Annotated in this window: 10 protein-coding genes and 2 pseudogenes; 1 reads left to right on the plus strand and 11 read right to left on the minus strand. The window is 51.7% G+C overall.

The window, feature by feature from the left end; translation table 11 throughout:
- Window positions 1-3: 3 nt before the first annotated feature.
- Window positions 4-807, minus strand: coding sequence for a Rossmann-like domain-containing protein (locus M1L66_RS28215; protein ID WP_002571048.1), 804 nt, complete (start codon window positions 805-807; stop codon window positions 4-6).
- Complete coding sequence (locus M1L66_RS28220; RefSeq protein WP_002571047.1) at window positions 794-2,062, minus strand: ATP-grasp domain-containing protein; 1,269 nt, start codon at window positions 2,060-2,062, stop codon at window positions 794-796. Before M1L66_RS28220 ends, M1L66_RS28215 begins: the two co-directional genes overlap by 14 nt.
- 149 nt (window positions 2,063-2,211) lie before the next feature.
- On the opposite strand from M1L66_RS28220, the gene M1L66_RS28225 reads away from it, so the two are divergent.
- Window positions 2,212-3,072, plus strand: a complete 861-nt coding sequence (locus M1L66_RS28225) for a LysR family transcriptional regulator (protein WP_002571046.1) — start codon at window positions 2,212-2,214, stop codon at window positions 3,070-3,072.
- Here M1L66_RS28225 and M1L66_RS28230 read toward each other — a convergent pair.
- From M1L66_RS28230 to M1L66_RS28270, 9 genes and pseudogenes are all read right to left on the minus strand, one after another.
- On the minus strand, window positions 3,014-3,520 hold the full coding sequence (locus M1L66_RS28230; protein WP_006773178.1) for an Eco57I restriction-modification methylase domain-containing protein: 507 nt from the start codon (window positions 3,518-3,520) through the stop codon (window positions 3,014-3,016). The genes M1L66_RS28225 and M1L66_RS28230 overlap by 59 nt on opposite strands.
- 159 nt (window positions 3,521-3,679) lie before the next feature.
- The gene (locus M1L66_RS28235) at window positions 3,680-5,095 is read right to left on the minus strand and encodes a relaxase/mobilization nuclease domain-containing protein (RefSeq protein ID WP_002571045.1); all 1,416 of its coding nucleotides are present in this window, start codon (window positions 5,093-5,095) and stop codon (window positions 3,680-3,682) included.
- A gap of 56 nt (window positions 5,096-5,151) precedes the next feature.
- The gene (locus tag M1L66_RS28240; protein WP_002571044.1) at window positions 5,152-5,580 is read right to left on the minus strand and encodes a hypothetical protein; all 429 of its coding nucleotides are present in this window, start codon (window positions 5,578-5,580) and stop codon (window positions 5,152-5,154) included.
- On the minus strand, window positions 5,573-6,613 hold the full coding sequence (locus M1L66_RS28245) for a PDDEXK nuclease domain-containing protein (RefSeq protein WP_002571043.1): 1,041 nt from the start codon (window positions 6,611-6,613) through the stop codon (window positions 5,573-5,575). Before M1L66_RS28245 ends, M1L66_RS28240 begins: the two co-directional genes overlap by 8 nt.
- Before the next feature lie 105 nt (window positions 6,614-6,718).
- Entirely contained in the window at window positions 6,719-7,030 is a 312-nt protein-coding gene (locus tag M1L66_RS28250) for a CD1845 family protein (protein ID WP_002571042.1), read from the minus strand.
- A 156-nt stretch (window positions 7,031-7,186) separates the two neighbouring features.
- Window positions 7,187-7,531: a plasmid mobilization protein gene (locus M1L66_RS28255; protein WP_002571041.1), complete on the minus strand. Its 345-nt coding sequence runs from the start codon at window positions 7,529-7,531 to the stop codon at window positions 7,187-7,189.
- A complete protein-coding gene (locus tag M1L66_RS28260) occupies window positions 7,528-8,334 on the minus strand; it encodes a DUF3849 domain-containing protein (RefSeq protein ID WP_002571040.1) in 807 nt (268 codons plus the stop codon). Before M1L66_RS28260 ends, M1L66_RS28255 begins: the two co-directional genes overlap by 4 nt.
- Window positions 8,335-8,336: 2 nt before the next feature.
- Window positions 8,337-14,846, minus strand: a pseudogene (locus M1L66_RS28265) (SNF2-related protein); the annotation flags it as partial.
- Window positions 14,847-15,062: 216 nt separating this feature from the next.
- A pseudogene (locus tag M1L66_RS28270) lies at window positions 15,063-15,638 on the minus strand (hypothetical protein); the annotation flags it as partial.
- Window positions 15,639-15,941 lie beyond the last annotated feature (303 nt).

The raw sequence follows: 15,941 nt of genomic DNA on the forward strand, positions 1-15,941 counted from the left end.
ACCTTATCCTTTGTAGCAAAAAACACGGGTCGCGTTTGCACTGAATTGCGAAAAAGGAAACGATTCCGCTAAGAGAGAGGTGATTCCGTTGCCCACAAACCTCGCAGCAACAGCACTGCCAGTTTGCGCATAAACAGTCAGCGGAATATTGCGCTCCAGTACCCGTTCTACGACTCGATCAAAGGTTCCGTTGCTTAGGGTCATTCCTGTACAGATTACCCCGTCTGCAGAATCCAATACTTTTTCCATATCCTTTTCTACGGGGTCGCCCCATTGTGTTCTTTCCATTTGCAAATCGCAGGGAAGGCAGGTTCCTCCGCGCTTTCGTATTGCAGCTATAAGCGGGTTTACAACCCCAATCAACGCAATCCTCATGCCCTGTTCTATGTTGGCAATATCAGCAATCAGGTTGTCACGAAAATCCGCTTTCTCGGCCGGGGTTCCCCCCGGTAGTTCCACAGCATCGCTGCATTGCCTTTCGTGAGGATATACTGTGCCAAGATAAGCGTCCATTGCTGCAATTCTAACCGGCAAACGCGGGTCAATCACGCAGCTTTTGAGAGACTTGCCTGAAAACTCTCTTCCTGCTTCAATGCCTAATTGCTCCGGCACATGAGAGCATGCTCCAAAGTATGTCCCGACTCTCAGTAATAGATAATAGTTGTGGTATTTATTAATGGAGTTTGGAAATTGCGTTGTCTGATAAATATAAGACGCTCCTGTTACGAAAAAATCAGAAACAGAGGGATCCATATCTCCATTCACGATAGCACCCCATAATTCATTAACATTTTTATATTGCTTCATGTACTCGCTCCGTTTCCTCAAACTCAATTTCCAACCTTCTCAATGCAGTTTCAGCGAACATGCGAGCGCCGTACCCATCGCAATCTCGCGTTATAACGTGTCCCAAATAGCAGGCATTGTCGATTGGTTTTTCAATGGATTTACCCACACAGTCCTCGATTCTATACCGTATGATATTTGAATCTTCCCTTAACGTGTCAGCGCCCTTAATCTGCCTTATCTTGCCGCCGCAATCCGGAACAATAAACATAATCGCAGCACTGCTCACGTTGGTATCAGATACAGTAACGGACGGTTGCTGTCCTAAAGCAAGGGATACAAAGGCTTTAAGCATATTTACGCCGGTCACATATTCAATGAGTTCCACGATATAGTTTCCTGCTGTACGAGGGTTGATTTCCACCACTTTGGGACCATCCTTCGTGAGTTTTATCTCTGTGTGAGCGATTCCGTGGTCATATCCTGTTGCCAGCAATACATTGCGCACATAATCGCCTATCTCCTCTTTCACGTCCTCATCCAGTTTTGCCGGGAACATATGTCCGTTTTCTATAAAGTACGGACTGCCAGTCACAGACTTGTCCGTAATACCTACAACGGTAATCTCACCGTTATTTGAAACCGTCTCCACACTGACTTCTTCTCCGCATATATATTCTTCAATCAAAAATGCTCGCTCTCTTTCTTGATCACGGAAATTAAGCGGGAAATTCTCCAAATCACGATATGCCTGTTGCAGATCATTTGAAGTCTGAATAAGTTTAACAAATGCGCTTGAGGCTAAATCCACAGGTTTAAGAACAAGAGGATAACCTATTTCTTGCGCTGCCTTTTCAACTTCCTCCCAATTATAAGCAAGCATGTACTTTGGATTGGACAATCCAGCACGATCTACAGCCTGCCGCATTAAATGTTTCTGTCGTGCGGTCTTAACGTTGGCTGAAAACGGACACGGTACATTGTAAGCCTTTGCAACTTCACAAACCGTTTCGATGTAATAATCACACACCGTTATCACACCATCGAACCGCACGTGCCTAACCGATTCGATCAGCTGTTGCAGATCGTTCGTTTCTGTTTCGACAACATCGTCAGCATAACGGAAAACAGCGTGCTTTTCCGAGCTCATCGGATTTTGATAATGTGATGCCTTCCGGGTTACAAAAGTATAGCTATGTCCGAGTTCCCTCAATAAAGGTGGTAAGAGGTTTCCGCTTGCTCCGACCCAGCTTTCAATCATAAGCAAATGTGCCATTGCTATTCCTCCATTTCTTTTAATAGAGAGCATCATAGTCAATGTGGTTATGACGCTCCTATTGACATATTGTAGTTCTTGCCATATAATTTGTCCAACGAATAGTTTTTACAAACTTAATCGGAATTATTGATAGCGTGGAGGAGTACATGAATATAGATTACCTGAGAACATTTCTAACACTTGCGGAGAATGGAAGCTTCTCCGAAACGGCGAAAGAGCACATTGTAGTCCAGTCCACGGTCAGCAGCCGAATACAGGAACTGGAAAAAGAGTTGGGGCAGAGTCTTTTTATTCGTAGCTACAACCACGCCGAACTTACTTTAGCAGGGCAGGCCTTTCTGGAATATGCAAAAAACATAGTGGAATTAGAGAACAGAGCAATTGATAGAATTGGCTTGGTTGGTCAGTTTTCTGAGCGATTGACAATCGGAACGGTTTATGCTTTCCACAAGTGTTATCTGGTGCAAGGAACCAGACGTTTTTTGGAAAAGCATAGTGACATTTCTGTTCGCATAGAGTTCGGGCATTCAAGACATATTATTTCTGCTATGCACCAAGGAAAGATTGATATAGGCTATTCACATCACCCGTTTAGGCATACCGGTTTCCAGTGTGATCTTGTGTGTGAAGATGAAATCATACTTGTTACCAGTAAACAACCTACTGATCTAAATGAATGCATAACACTGAAAGACATGGAAACGCTGCGCATCTACAATTCAAATTTCCTATATGCGGATACACATAACAGGATTTTTTCAAGATACAAGGCATTTCAGCTCGATATAGATATAGGGGAAAATATCGTTCCATACTTATTGAATGATGACGGCTATGCCTTTGTGCCGCGAAAGATGGTGGAGCAGGAATTGTCCAACGAATCATTGTTTGAGGTTACAATTTTGAATGAAGAGATACCTTCAATGAAGAACTACGTAATTTATAAACCTACTTCCCCAAAACGAAAACTGATACAGCAATGGCTGAACGAAGTTGTTTCGGATTAAAAGGGTTGTTGGCCGTAATGATAAACAGGGAGAGATAGCTCTTTGAGCCGTCTCTCCCTTGTGTTATTGCCATTCTAAGCTTGTTGAGAATAGAGGAGCCAAATTCTATGGAACTGACTTCCTCTCCAACCCATAGCTTATCGGCAGAATCCACGCCAGTGTAACGGAATTTCTCTTGTGGAGACTTACATAAAAGGAGGATGGAGCTATAAATAGTCTTATCCTCAAACAACTGTGCATCCCCAAAATCATCAAGGCTTACCAAGTATCGGCCTTTTGCAATTAAGCTTCGCAGATGTTCTCCTGCACCAACTTTGAAAAATTTGTTTGGGACAATATAACAAATGTAGCCTGCATCCTTTGTTTTTCTGATAGCCTGCTCAACAAAAATAAAGTACTTATCAAATTGCTTGTAGTACTTGTCCCGAATTCGGGGTAAATCTGGCAAGCAATGCCGGTGTTAATACACTCGGCCCGCAGAGGGAAAAATCCTGCCGTGATTTTCCCCTCCGCTTTGCTTGCCTGGGGCAGCGCCCCCAAACCCCCTTGAACGCAGAATTTCATTCTGCGGCTGCGCGTTCTGCGAACGCTTTGGACCATGACCGGCTTACCGCTGGCCGTGGTCTTTTTCCTGTTCTTTTTTCTGTTCCTCATCCATTTTCAGCAGCCGGTCCACATTGGCTTTGGCCGTCAAAAGCTCCCGCATTTCTTCACGGGAGCGCCGGTACTCGGCGTAGGTTTTCTTCTTTTCTTCCAGCAGCTTGGCATACTCGGCTTGCAGGTCCTTGACCTTGGGCAGCTTCTTCACACCCATCTCGTCAAAGGCGTTTTTTGCCGCCTGATGAAGCAGGATTTCTTCTTCATGTTCCTCGCGGAATTTCTTGGAGTAACCAGCTTTCCGGTAGGCCACATAGGTCTCGCGGGTCTTGGCATAATTTACGATGTGGGTACGCAGGACAGCAATCTCCGCCATGCGCTTTTCCGCTGCCTTGATCTGCGCCGACAGTTCGTTGTGGTGGGCGGTGGCTGCCGCCGCTTTTTCTGCCAGTTCCGCATAGTCCAGCAGATGATGTTCGGTAAGAAAATTTACAGTCTGCGCCATCTGTTTCAGGTTAAAAACCTTGGCCCAGCGCGCATACCCAGCGCCTTTCCCAGCCTGTAATTTTGCCTGAATGTCCACCAGCAGATTGACCTTGGGCGGCTCCGGCTGCACGATGGATTTCTTACGGGGCGTATGCTGTTTTTCTCCGGCCAGTACCGCACGGATTTCTGCTTCACTGTACCCGGCCCCCAGCTTGTCATCCATACGGGCTACATTCTTCCAGCCGGGTGCTTTGAGACGGATCGCTTTCCCGCGCCGGGATACTTCGCAGCCCATTTCCGAAAGCAGCTTCAGCAGCGCATCAAAGTCTGCCGGTTTCTGCTCCAGCGCACGGTCAATCATCACCCGCAGCTGCTCCCGATGGGAGGGCTTGGCCTGATCGCCCAGCCACTTGTTGTAGCTTTTTCCGTGGGGCTTTGGATTCTCCACAATGGACAGTCCGTTCTCGATACAGATGGTGTCGCTCAAGCGCCGGACGGCTCTGGTGCTGCCCCAAAAGTTGCGGAACTTTCGGTCACAATCCATATTGACCGCCGACCAGATGATGTGATTATGAATGTGCGATTTGTCTATGTGAGTGCAGACCACAAAGGCATGATTACCTTTGGTGAACCGCATGGCAAACTCCACGCCCAGCCGGTTTGCTTCCTCCGGGGTAATTTCTCCGGGTTTGAATGACTGGCGCACATGGTAAGCGATCACATCGTCCGCCCCGCGCACCCGCCCGGTGGCGGCGATATACTGCCGCTTCGCAAGCAGAAACTCTGCATCGGCAGTCCGGCTGTCACAGCCATAGCCGGTAATTAGTTTTCCGTTGTCGGTCTTTTGCGGATTTGCCACATAATCAATGATGTCGCTGACTGCCTGACTTTCGGTGCGGCCCTTGCCGATATGCAACGGCATGATGCGTGTGGTTGCCATAGGGGGGGAACCTCCTTTCCAAAAAGAAAAGGACAGCTGTGTGAGCTGTCCTTTGGTTAATCTGAATTTTCAACAGGCTGCTGTGCTTTTAAGGCTGCAATCCGTTTGGTGTCCACAAAATGAGTTGCATACCATTTCTCAATTTCCGAGTTTCCGCTTTTGCTGAACCGCAGCGGAATCACCGGCTTGTGTCCCTGCCCATTTTTCTTTTTTACACCCCATTGCTTGTAGTAACAGAAGGAGGGTTTTAAGCCGGTTTTCTGTGCGTACACCCGCATCTGGTGCATGATGAATGAGAGTTTGCGCAGATTGACGGTGCAGACCCGTTCCAAATAGTCCACCCGTCCAAACCGCCAGTCCTCATATTTCTGCTTTGGCAGGACACCGACCTCCATCAGCACATCCACCGGAGCCGCATAACCACGGCGCTGGCATTGATGATAGACCGCTGAATGTACTTTTCCAATCAGTTCTTTTTCAGTCATGGCGGTTGTCTTTCTTTTCGTGCCAGTTTTTCAAGACAGCCTCTACCTGAGCAATCAGCTGTTCCTTATCCGGCATATAGAGAACATACCGGGATGCGAAGATATTGTTGGACAGACCGCCCAGGGCATATTCTGCCGCGATGCTGTCTTTTTCCGTACAGAGGATAATACCGATAGGAGGGTTATCGTCAGGGTCGTTGACTTCCGCCGCATAGTAGTTTAAGTACATATTGAGCTGACCGGCAGCCTCTGGTGTCAGTTTTTTCGTTTTCAGTTCAATCAGCACATAAGCGCGGAGGATTTTGTTATAAAACACCATGTCCACATAGTAGTGGGTATTGTTCAGGGTCACACGCTGCTGGGTTCCGACAAACATGAAGCCTCGTCCAAGTTCCAAAAGAAACTTTTCAATCTGTGCCACAAGAGCCTTTTCCAAATCGCTTTCCAACATGGGTTTGTTCTCCGGCACACCCAAAAACTCGAACACATAGGGATCACGGATGATGTCAGCTGGCTGGCTGATCTCAACCCCTTTCTGAGCCAAAGAAAGAACCTTTTCTTTATTCACATCTTCACTGGAAAGCAGCAGCCGTTCATACAGCGAGCTGTCAATCTGCCGTTTCAACTCCCGAACTGACCAGCCCGAATTGACAGATTCCTTCTCATAAAAGCTGCGCTTGTTCTCATCGGTAATACTCAAAAGCTCGCAGTAATGGGACCAGGACAATTTGCCAGACACTGTCTGGCATTTTTCATAGGCAAGATAAAATGCCCGCATATTTTGTAGATTAGAACGAGAAAAGCCTTTGCCGAATTCCCGTGTTAGTTCTTTGGAAAGTTCCTTTAAGGTTTGTTTTCCATAGTCTGCGCGAATCTGATTTTGCTGTTCATACTCCACGATAATCCGGCCAATGTTCCAGTAGGTTGTCAAAAGCTGCGTATTAACCTGCTGTGCAACATTTTTTCTGGCGTTTTCCAGCAGCTCTCGGATTTCCAAAATCATGGAGTTGTTTGGCGTTAATTGATTTTCCATACACGCCCTCCTTTATCTAAAACTATCCGCACTCGGCGGCAGAATATATTCTTATATAGTATATCCTATTTTTTAGGGAAAGTAAAATAACATCAGTGACATATTTTATCCATAAACCAAATCCTGAATGGCAAACTTCAAATCCTGCACCTTGCCCAGCAGCCAGATGGCAGCCATCGGCAGACCAAACGGGCTAATAAGGAATGCCATCACCAGCAGGATAATGCCGTTTTGCAGGGAGTAGGTAATCAGAACCGCCACACCCAGCAGGGCGATCACCATGCTGATAAGCCCCAGCACCAGACCGGAGATATACACGATTCCCACACAAATCCATACAAACAGGGTCAGTGCCAAAATCACCGGAGCCACTAAAATCTTTAACAACAGTTTCAGCAAAAATACCAATGCCCTCATTGTTATGCCTCCTCCCAAAATCACAGTTCCTGTTCCTGATTCCATTATCCCTGTCTCACAGCCAAAAGGCAAGGATACGGGCAAAAAGAAAAAGCGGAGGAAGGCGCGGCGAAAAGAACGCCGTTCCTCCCTCCGCAGATGGGGTATTTGTCCCGGTTACGAAAGTTTGGAGAGCCGGGTCAGTATCTCCTTAACGCCGTCCCATAGCTGTTCCTGCCGCTGAGATATATCCTCCAGATCGGCATCGTAGATACGCCCGGTCTCATGCACCTTGCGGGTCAGTTGGTTTAAGTTGTTGCTGCTCCGGCGCAGCAGGGATACCAGTTCTTTCAGTTCCGGCAAATCCAGCTGCACCACATAGCCGTCCACAGCCATTTTTCGCAGATAGGCGCTCAGGTTTTTTGTTCCAAACTGCGCCATTTTCTGCTGAATCAATTCCATTTCATCAGCGGATACCCAAAACAGAACCGGCACATCTCGCTTGCGTTTGGGGCTGCTCATCGCTCCGGCTCCCGTTTCTTCGGGGCGGCAGGTTTGTGAATTGATGGTTCTTGTCTGAGCTTTTGCAGGACAGAGCTTTTCTGCTGTTCCTGCATGGTTTTTCTGGCTTGTCTGGTAAACAGGTCGGTCAGACCGGGATTGACCCCATCCACAACCAGATAGGCACAGTGGCGGGAAGTACCGCTGTCTTCCGGCATGGGAATGGTTTTTGCCCAGACTTTATTGTCCTGAGAAATACGCCCGTCACGGTTCTTGTGCTGGATGGTGTTGGCAAGAATAAACTGTACCCGTTCCGCCCCGAACTTTTCCAGCACATCTTTGACCGCCGCCTCCGTATCCAGCCGGTTCTCTGCATAGTGAGCGCTGATGGTCTGCTCAATGGCTTCTTTGCAGGCGCTGTTTGCCTGATAAGAACGGTTATATTGTGCCATCTCCCCATGCTGGGACGCATAGGCGGCAGAATGGGGGTAGAGAGGGGCAGTCCGTAATTCTTCCTGCGCCCTGCACGCATCATCCGCCCGGTTTTCAATGCTGTCCCGGATCGCATCCATATAGCCGGTCTCCAGCTTTTCAAAATAGCGGTACACATCTGCCAGCGGAGAGGGAGACTCCAAAAGTGCCTGTGCCTGTGCATCGGTCAGCTCCAGTTCCTCCATCGCCATCACGATGTCCTCACGGATGGCGTACTCATAGGTGTGGTGCAGGGTTTCTTCCGGGGGCTGGCTTTTCAGCCAGTCCCTGTACTTATCCTGTTCAGCGGCCATCTTTTCATAGAGAGCCGTATTCAGATCGTTGGTATTCATAATCATCGTACCTCCTCGTGTTGTTTTGGTTTCTTTTCAGGGCTGCGGGGCGGCACAGGGCGTTTCAGGCTGTCCAGCACCGAGGGACGCGCGCTCTTGGCAGCCACTGTTTCCGGCTGGGCGTGGCCCTTGCCGTCAATGTTCAGTAAGGTATCCAGTTCCACCAGACGGGCGGACTTGATCCGCAGATCGTCCTCAAAGGGGAACGGCTTGCCAACTTCCTCCTTGGCAGCGGCCTGCTGCTGGTAAAGGTTCTCCAGCTGGTTTTTGACCGCTTCCAGACGCTGGGGCATCTGCGCCAGTGCGTTGTCGATACGGGTGAGATTTCCGCGCGGGTCTGTACCCAGGGTCGCCCGATGGGTCATTTGTCCTTTCAGCAGGAGCGTATATTCCTGTTTCCATGCTTCAAATTCCACAGACATAATGAATCCACGGTAACTGCCAATCTGTACCGGATCGGAGGTTTTGACCTCCTTACAGGCATCCAGCAGGGCTGCACCGGCGTTTTCTTTGTCGGTCAGCACATCGCCCCGGATCTCCATACCAGCAAAGCCATCTGCCGGGTGTGGGTGGGCAACCAGTGTTTCCAAATCGACTTCAAAGCCCTGGATATACCCCTTGTTGGTTTCGATTTCCTGGGGGAAGTATTTGAGCAGCTGGTCCTCCAGACGGTACTGCTTGCTCTGGTGGTCGGCTTTCATCAGCTTCAGCTTGGCAACCTCAACATCCAAATCCATGCGCTCCTTGATACGGGGATCTCCGGCACACAGGGCCTTGATCTCAGCAAAAGAAAGAGCCGTTTCATCCACATCGTCGCAGGAGCGAACTGGGCTTTTGCTGGTCATGATTTGCGAAATGAATTTCTGCTTGTTTTCCACTGTCTGCCAGAGATAAGCGTCAAAAGTCCCCTCGGTGACATAGCGGTACACATGAACCAGCGGATTCTGGTTGCCCTGACGCTCGATGCGCCCCTTGCGCTGGGCAAGGTCTCCCGGACGCCACGGACAATCCAGGTCATGGAGGGCTACAAGGCGATCCTGCACATTGGTGCCAGCGCCCATCTTGGCAGTGCTGCCTAAGAGGACGCGCACCTGCCCGGTGCGGACCTTGGAGAACAGTTCCTTTTTCCGTACCTCTGTGTTGGCTTCGTGGATAAAGGCGATCTGGTCGGCAGGCATCCCCTGGGCGATGAGCTTTTGGCGGATGTCCTCATAGATGGTAAAGGCAGGCTCCGGCTCATCCAGTGGGATTGCTTCTTCCAACCCATGAAGCAGCGGATTGTCCAGCTGTTTGGCTGCCTTTTTGGAGGGGGCTGCCTGGGGTGTGGAAATGTCGCAGAATACCAGCTGGGTCAGCTTATCTGCGTCCCCGTCCCGCCAGATCTGCATGATGTTGTCCACGCACTGATTGACCTTGGTGCCGGGTTCATCCGGCAGTAGCTGGTTGATGATGCGCTGGTCCAGTCCCAGCTTGCGGCCATCCGAGGTGATTTTGAGCATATTATCCACGGACGGGTCCACACTTCCTCTGTGTACTTCGGAAGCGCGCTCGGAGAGTGCCTTCACCATTTCCTGCTGATGTTCGGTGGGCTGTGCCACAATATTGTGGTATTCCACCTCCGGGGTGGGCAGGTTCAGCTGGTCGGCGGTCTTGATGTCCGCCACCTCTTTGAACAGGTTCATCAGCTCTGGCAGGTTGAAAAACTTGGAGAATCGGGTGCGCGCCCGATAGCCGGTTCCCTCCGGGGCCAGTTCCAGCGCCGTGACGGTTTCTCCGAAACGGCTGGCCCAGCAGTCGAAATGGGTCATGTTCAGTTCTTGCAGGCGGTCATACTGGAGATACCGCTGCATGGTGTAAAGCTCGGTCATGGAGTTGCTGACCGGGGTTCCGGTGGCAAAGATAACGCCACGGTTTCCGGTAATCTCGTCCATATAGCGACACTTCGCAAACATATCGCTGGACTTTTGGGCATCGCTGGTGGAGAGACCTGCCACATTCCGCATTTTGGTGTATAAAAACAGGTTTTTGTAGTTATGCGCTTCATCGACGAATAGGCGGTCCACGCCCAGCTGCTCGAATGTCACTACATCGTCCTTGCGGCTCTCGGCCTGCAATTTTTCCAGCCTGGCTTCCAGCGATTTGCGGGTGCGTTCCAGCTGCTTGACCGTAAAACGCTCACCGCCGCTGGCCTGTACCTCGGCAATCCCCTCCGTGATTTCATCAATCTGCTCATATAGGAGCCGTTCCTGACGCTCCCGGCTGATGGGGATTTTCTCAAACTGCGAATGTCCCATGATGATAGCGTCATAGTCACCGGTGGCGATCCGGGCGCAGAACTTCTTGCGGTTGTGGGTCTCAAAGTCCTTTTTCGTGGTCACAAGGATATTGGCGGAGGGATAGAGCCGCAGAAACTCCGAAGCCCACTGCTCGGTCAGGTGGTTCGGCACAACAAAGAGGGATTTCTGGCACAGCCCCAGACGCTTACTCTCCATGGCGGCAGCCACCATTTCAAAGGTTTTGCCAGCGCCTACCTCGTGCGCCAGCAGCGTATTGCCGCCGTACAGCACATGAGCGATAGCGTTTTTCTGGTGTTCCCGCAAGGTGATGGCCGGGTTCATGCCGCCGAAAGTAATGTGTCCGCCGTCGTATTCACGGGGACGGGTGGAGTTCATTTCCTCATTGTACTGGCGGACCAGAGCTTGGCGGCGGTCCGGGTCTTTCCAAATCCAGTCTTTGAAAGCGTCCCGGATCGCTTGCTGCTTTTGGGCGGCCAGGGTGGTCTCTTTGGCATTCAACACCCGGCGCTCCCTGCCGTCCGCGTCCTCCACCGTGTCGTAGATACGGACATCACGTAGGTTCAGGCTGTCCTCCAGAATCTTGTAGGCGTTGGCGCGGCTGGTTCCATAGGTGGTATAGGCCGCCACATTGTTCTGGCTTATGGAGCTTTTGCCAGTGATCTGCCACTCTGCTGTAAATGGGGTGTAGTTGACCTCAATATTCCGCTGCATATAAAACGGGGTATCAAAGGTCTCGTACATAAACTGCTGGATGTACTCTTTGTCGATCCATGTTGCACCCAGGCGCACCTCAATTTCCGAAGCGTCCAGGTCTTTGGGCTGGGCGGCGGTAAGGGCTTCCACATTGGCGGCGAAGGATGGGTCCTGCTGTGCGGCCCGCTGTGCCTGACGCAGCTTGCGGCGCACATTGCCGGACAGGTATTCGTCAGCGGTCACATAATGGGGTGTGCCATCTTTCTCCACTTGTCCCGGTACACGGAAGATCACGCCTTGCAGCTCGGCAGCCAGTTCGTCGCTGGTCTTACCGGTCAGCTCCGACATATATGCCATATCCACACAGGCTCTCTCCGCGATGGAAACGGCAAGGGCTTCACTGGCGGTATCCACGGTTTCCACCGCCTTGTGGGGCTTGATGGTCCGTTTGGTGAACATATCTGCCTTGCGCTCCAGCTTGCCGTCCTCGTCAATGACTTCCAGCGCGCAGAGCAGATAGTAGCTGGAATCATCGGCAAAGGCCAGCCGGTTCGCCCGGTCATTGATCAGGCCATATTTTGCGGAAAAGCTGTCATAGAGCCGGTTCAGTTCGGCCTGTTTATCCCGGATGGCGCTGTCCGGTGTGGCAGCGTCCATTTGCAGGTCAATGAGCTGCTGGACACATTCTCGCAGCCCCACCAGCCCTTGCACGCGGGCCTCGGCGGTGGCATTCAGGTCTGGGCGTACCATGCGGCTGTTTTCACGGAAATACACATCGCCGTCCACCACGGTATAGGAGTAGTTTTTCACATTGGGGTCGGCGGGGATGGAGGTGTCGATGGCTTCGCCCTCACCCAGCTCCGGCAGATCGGCTTCCTGATAAGTGCCGCGAATGTGCTTCACCGCATCGTGCAGCTGATCGGCAAGCTCCAGTCCCTCGATGGGATTCACGGTGTAGTCCATACCATGGGCGGTGCTTTCCGGTTCCTGTCGGCCCAGCACCATTTCCGGGTGGTCCAGGAAATAGCGGTTGATGGCAAAACCGTCCTCGGTCTGTCCGGTCTGCGTCCATTCCGGCACGATGTCCAGTGGACGGTCCCGCTTTTGCAGGAAGATGATGTCTGAAACCACCTCGGCACCGGCGTTCTTTTTGAAAGCGTCATTGGGCAGACGGATGGCTCCCAGCAGCTCAGCACGCTGGGCAAGATACCGGCGCACGGTGGAATCTTTGGCGTCCATCGTGTAGCGGCTGGTGACAAAGGCCACCACGCCGCCGGGACGCACCTGGTCGAGTGCTTTGGCGAAAAAGTAGTTGTGAATGCTGAAATTCAGCTTGTCATAGGCTTTGTCCCGAACCTGATACTGGCCGAAAGGCACATTACCGATGGCGAGGTCATAGAAATCCCGCCTGTCGGTGGTTTCAAACCCAGCCACAGTGATGTCGGCCTTGGGATAGAGCTGTTTTGCAATCCGTCCGCTGATGGAATCCAGCTCCACGCCATACAGACGACTGTTTCGCATTTTCTCCGGCAGCATACCGAAGAAGTTGCCCACACCGCAGGACGGCTCCAGAATGTTGCCGGTCTCAAAGCCCATGCGCCCCACCGCTTCATAGATGGCCTGGATAACCGTAGGGCTGGTGTAGTGGGCGTTCAGGGTGGAGCTTCTGGCGGCAGCATATTCCTCCGGGGTCAGCAGCTCTTTCAGCTGGGCATATTCCGCAGCCCATGCGGGTTTCTCCGGGTCAAAGGCATCAGCAAGACCGCCCCAGCCCACATAGCGGGAAAGGATTTCCTGCTGCTCCGGCGTTGCCTGTCCGGTGGTTTCTTCCAGATGTTTCAGCAGTTTGATTGCTTCGATATTGGCCTGGAACTTGGCTTTCGGACCGCCTTCGCCCAAATGTGCATCGGTAATACGGAAGTTCTGTGCATTGTGGCGCAGGTTAGCCTTGTATTCCTCATAAGAAGCTTCCTCGGCAGCTCTGGCATTGGGGAAGGTCTGCCACTGGCCGTTTACCGGAATGGAAACCGGGTGTTCGTCCAGCACTTCCTCAAAGGTTTTCTCCGGCTCTGTCACAGGGGCTGGTGGCTCTGGCTCCTCGATATGCAGCCGTTCCACCACCACATCATAAGGCAGATTGTTCTTGTCGCCAGGATAGACGGCCACGGTCTCGGAATGGAAGGCCGGGGATTCGGCAGACGGTTGGGGCTGTTCCTGTCCAAAGCCATCCAGCTGACGGGCATACATCCCGCGCAGCAAAGGCGCAACCTCATCCCAGCGAATATACAGCACAGCCAGACGCTTTTCCTCTGCGTCCAGGACTTCCAGCTCCATGCCCTGTGCCGTGGTACGGTAATCGGCAATATCACCGGTCTCCAGATCCAGCGTCTCGATCTCACGGGGATAGGCTCTGCTCAGCCAGTAGGCGATCTCACTGTTGCTCCTGCCGGATTGCAGCAGCGTGGAAACCTGTTTTTTATCTGCTTCATCCATCAGTCCATGGGCCAATACATCCCGCAAGTCCTGATCTGCCTTGTCCGGGTCAATGGGAAGAAACTCGGTATAGTAAGCATTGCGGCGGTCTGCCCGAAGCAACTGCTCGAACTGTTCTTTGCGCTCTGCCCGGTAGATGGGATATACCATGCCGGTGGGCAGAAGCTGCACGGTGTCATCCCGCAGCTCGGTGATCTGATAGGCGTCATCCTCGATATACACGGTATCTCCCACGGCATAGACCGGGGTAGCAGGGTCATAGGAGGTTCTTTGCGGAATAGGGCTGCGAACGGCGTCATATTCCTCATCGGAAATGGAAACCTCGGAAGTCTGTTCTGCCTCAGCAGCTGCAATCTGCTCTGCATCCGACATTACTCGCTGGATAAACGGGTCATTGTCCAGTTTTTCCGGGTCTGCCACCTGGCCATTGACGATCCCTCTTTCCTCCAAGGCTTCCCGGATGGCGATAGGGTCGATGTTGTCAAAACGGTCCTGTTCTTCTTCGGTATAGAACCTGTCCTCCTGAATAAGCTGGGCAAGCCTGCGCTGTACCTTGGGCCAAGGCAGCTGCATTTCCTCCGGGCTGCCGGCACGGACAACAAACAGGCTGTTACTGCCGCCGTATTCCTGAGCCAGCCATGCGGCGGTGTCTTTCTCCCTTGCATGGTCCTTCATATAGCGGACAACGGCGTGTTTACTCTCGATATTGCCGTTCCATGCACAAAGGGCAGAATCAATATCTTCCTGAGAGAGAGGACGCAGCAGCTCATGGAGTTTGGGATAGGTTTCGTCTGCCACTTCCCGGTGCAGCCACTGGCGAAACTCCGGCACATCAGAGAACAGGCGGATCAGCTCTATATCGTGGGAATCAAGAATGGTGCGGCGCACAGCAGCATTACACTCGATCATAGCGTTTTCATAATCACTATGGCCGCAGGCGTTGCGGTATCTGGTGTCCTGGGTAACAGCTTCCATCACGATGGGCTTGTATTTCTCATACAGTTCCCGAATCGTAGGGGTTGCCTGTTCCGGCTCCATATCCCGGAACACTCTGGTTCCATCTGCGCCAAACTCTGCTTCCTGAGCATTGATGTGCTGTTCTGCCTCATGGTCGATGGAGAGCATGGAATACTCCTGACGCTCTCTGCCGCCCTCCGGGACAGCGGAAATAGTTACATCATGCTGATCCCGCAGATGTTCTACAACCTGCTCCAGCCGGTTTGCCGGAAAGCCGCACATTTCCACACGGCCACCGCCGGGGATAGCGCGGGTCGTGAGATGGAAGTCCAGCTCCGCAGCGGCAGTTTTGGCATCTTCACCATACAGTTCAAAGAAATCGCCCATCTGATAGAGAACTATGTCATCCGAGTGACGCTCCTTGACCCCGTTGTATTCCCATATCTCCGGGGTCGGCTGCTGGGCTTGCAGGGCATCTTCTTCGGCCAGCGCTTTTTCTGCCTGGATTTTGTCATACTGCGCCTGTTCCTGTTCAGTGAGATAGCGTCCCTTTTGAATCAGGCCGGTAATCCGTTTGGCAACTTTCTCCCATGTGAAATGCATATCCGGGCAGCCGTCTTTTTTATAGTGCAGACCCTTTCCATCGTGATCTTCATTACTGCCCATAGCGCCGGACAGGGCGTGAGAGTGACCGCCGATGCCGTACTCAGATTTCAGGAAATCCACCTTTTCCTTATCCGTATGGGGATTTTTGAAAAAGGTGAAAATGCGGCCCTTGCCGCCCTCGATACCGCTGCCGCCGGTCATGGCTGCGTCGATCTCGTCCTCTGTGATGAACTGCTTGACCGCAGGAACATCTTGCATTTCAGACGAAAAACTCTTGCGGGGCAGGGACAGGTCTTGCAGACTTTCCCAAATCTCTCTCGGTTTGTGGTAATGGAACCGCAGCAACTCCCGATCCTGCTGGTAGGCCGTCCAGAAAGCAGCGTATTCTTCCGCAAGGGTCTGGCGGAACTCCGGGCTATTCAGCTGTTCAGTAAGCCATGCGGTTTCTTCCGGGAACCCGGTCCTCTGAATACCGGACAGACAGGACAGATACCCGGAATCTCTGGCTTTATCGCTGAAATCGTGGTACAAATGCCAAAGTTTTTCCGCAAGGAGGGAGCG

The sequence above is a fragment of the Hungatella sp. SB206 genome (assembly GCF_051132295.1).
Lineage (GTDB): Bacteria > Bacillota > Clostridia > Lachnospirales > Lachnospiraceae > Hungatella > Hungatella effluvii.

What these genes read in the sequence shown, in the direction of transcription:
- M1L66_RS28260 (WP_002571040.1), bottom strand. Translation starts at nt 8,334, where the DNA reads ATGAATACCAACGATCTGAATACGGCTCTCTATGAAAAGATGGCCGCT.
- M1L66_RS28225 (WP_002571046.1), top strand. Translation starts at nt 2,212, where the DNA reads ATGAATATAGATTACCTGAGAACATTTCTAACACTTGCGGAGAATGGA.
- M1L66_RS28240 (WP_002571044.1), bottom strand. Translation starts at nt 5,580, where the DNA reads ATGACTGAAAAAGAACTGATTGGAAAAGTACATTCAGCGGTCTATCAT.
- M1L66_RS28235 (WP_002571045.1), bottom strand. Translation starts at nt 5,095, where the DNA reads ATGGCAACCACACGCATCATGCCGTTGCATATCGGCAAGGGCCGCACC.
- M1L66_RS28220 (WP_002571047.1), bottom strand. Translation starts at nt 2,062, where the DNA reads ATGGCACATTTGCTTATGATTGAAAGCTGGGTCGGAGCAAGCGGAAAC.
- M1L66_RS28215 (WP_002571048.1), bottom strand. Translation starts at nt 807, where the DNA reads ATGAAGCAATATAAAAATGTTAATGAATTATGGGGTGCTATCGTGAAT.
- M1L66_RS28245 (WP_002571043.1), bottom strand. Translation starts at nt 6,613, where the DNA reads ATGGAAAATCAATTAACGCCAAACAACTCCATGATTTTGGAAATCCGA.
- M1L66_RS28250 (WP_002571042.1), bottom strand. Translation starts at nt 7,030, where the DNA reads ATGAGGGCATTGGTATTTTTGCTGAAACTGTTGTTAAAGATTTTAGTG.
- M1L66_RS28255 (WP_002571041.1), bottom strand. Translation starts at nt 7,531, where the DNA reads ATGAGCAGCCCCAAACGCAAGCGAGATGTGCCGGTTCTGTTTTGGGTA.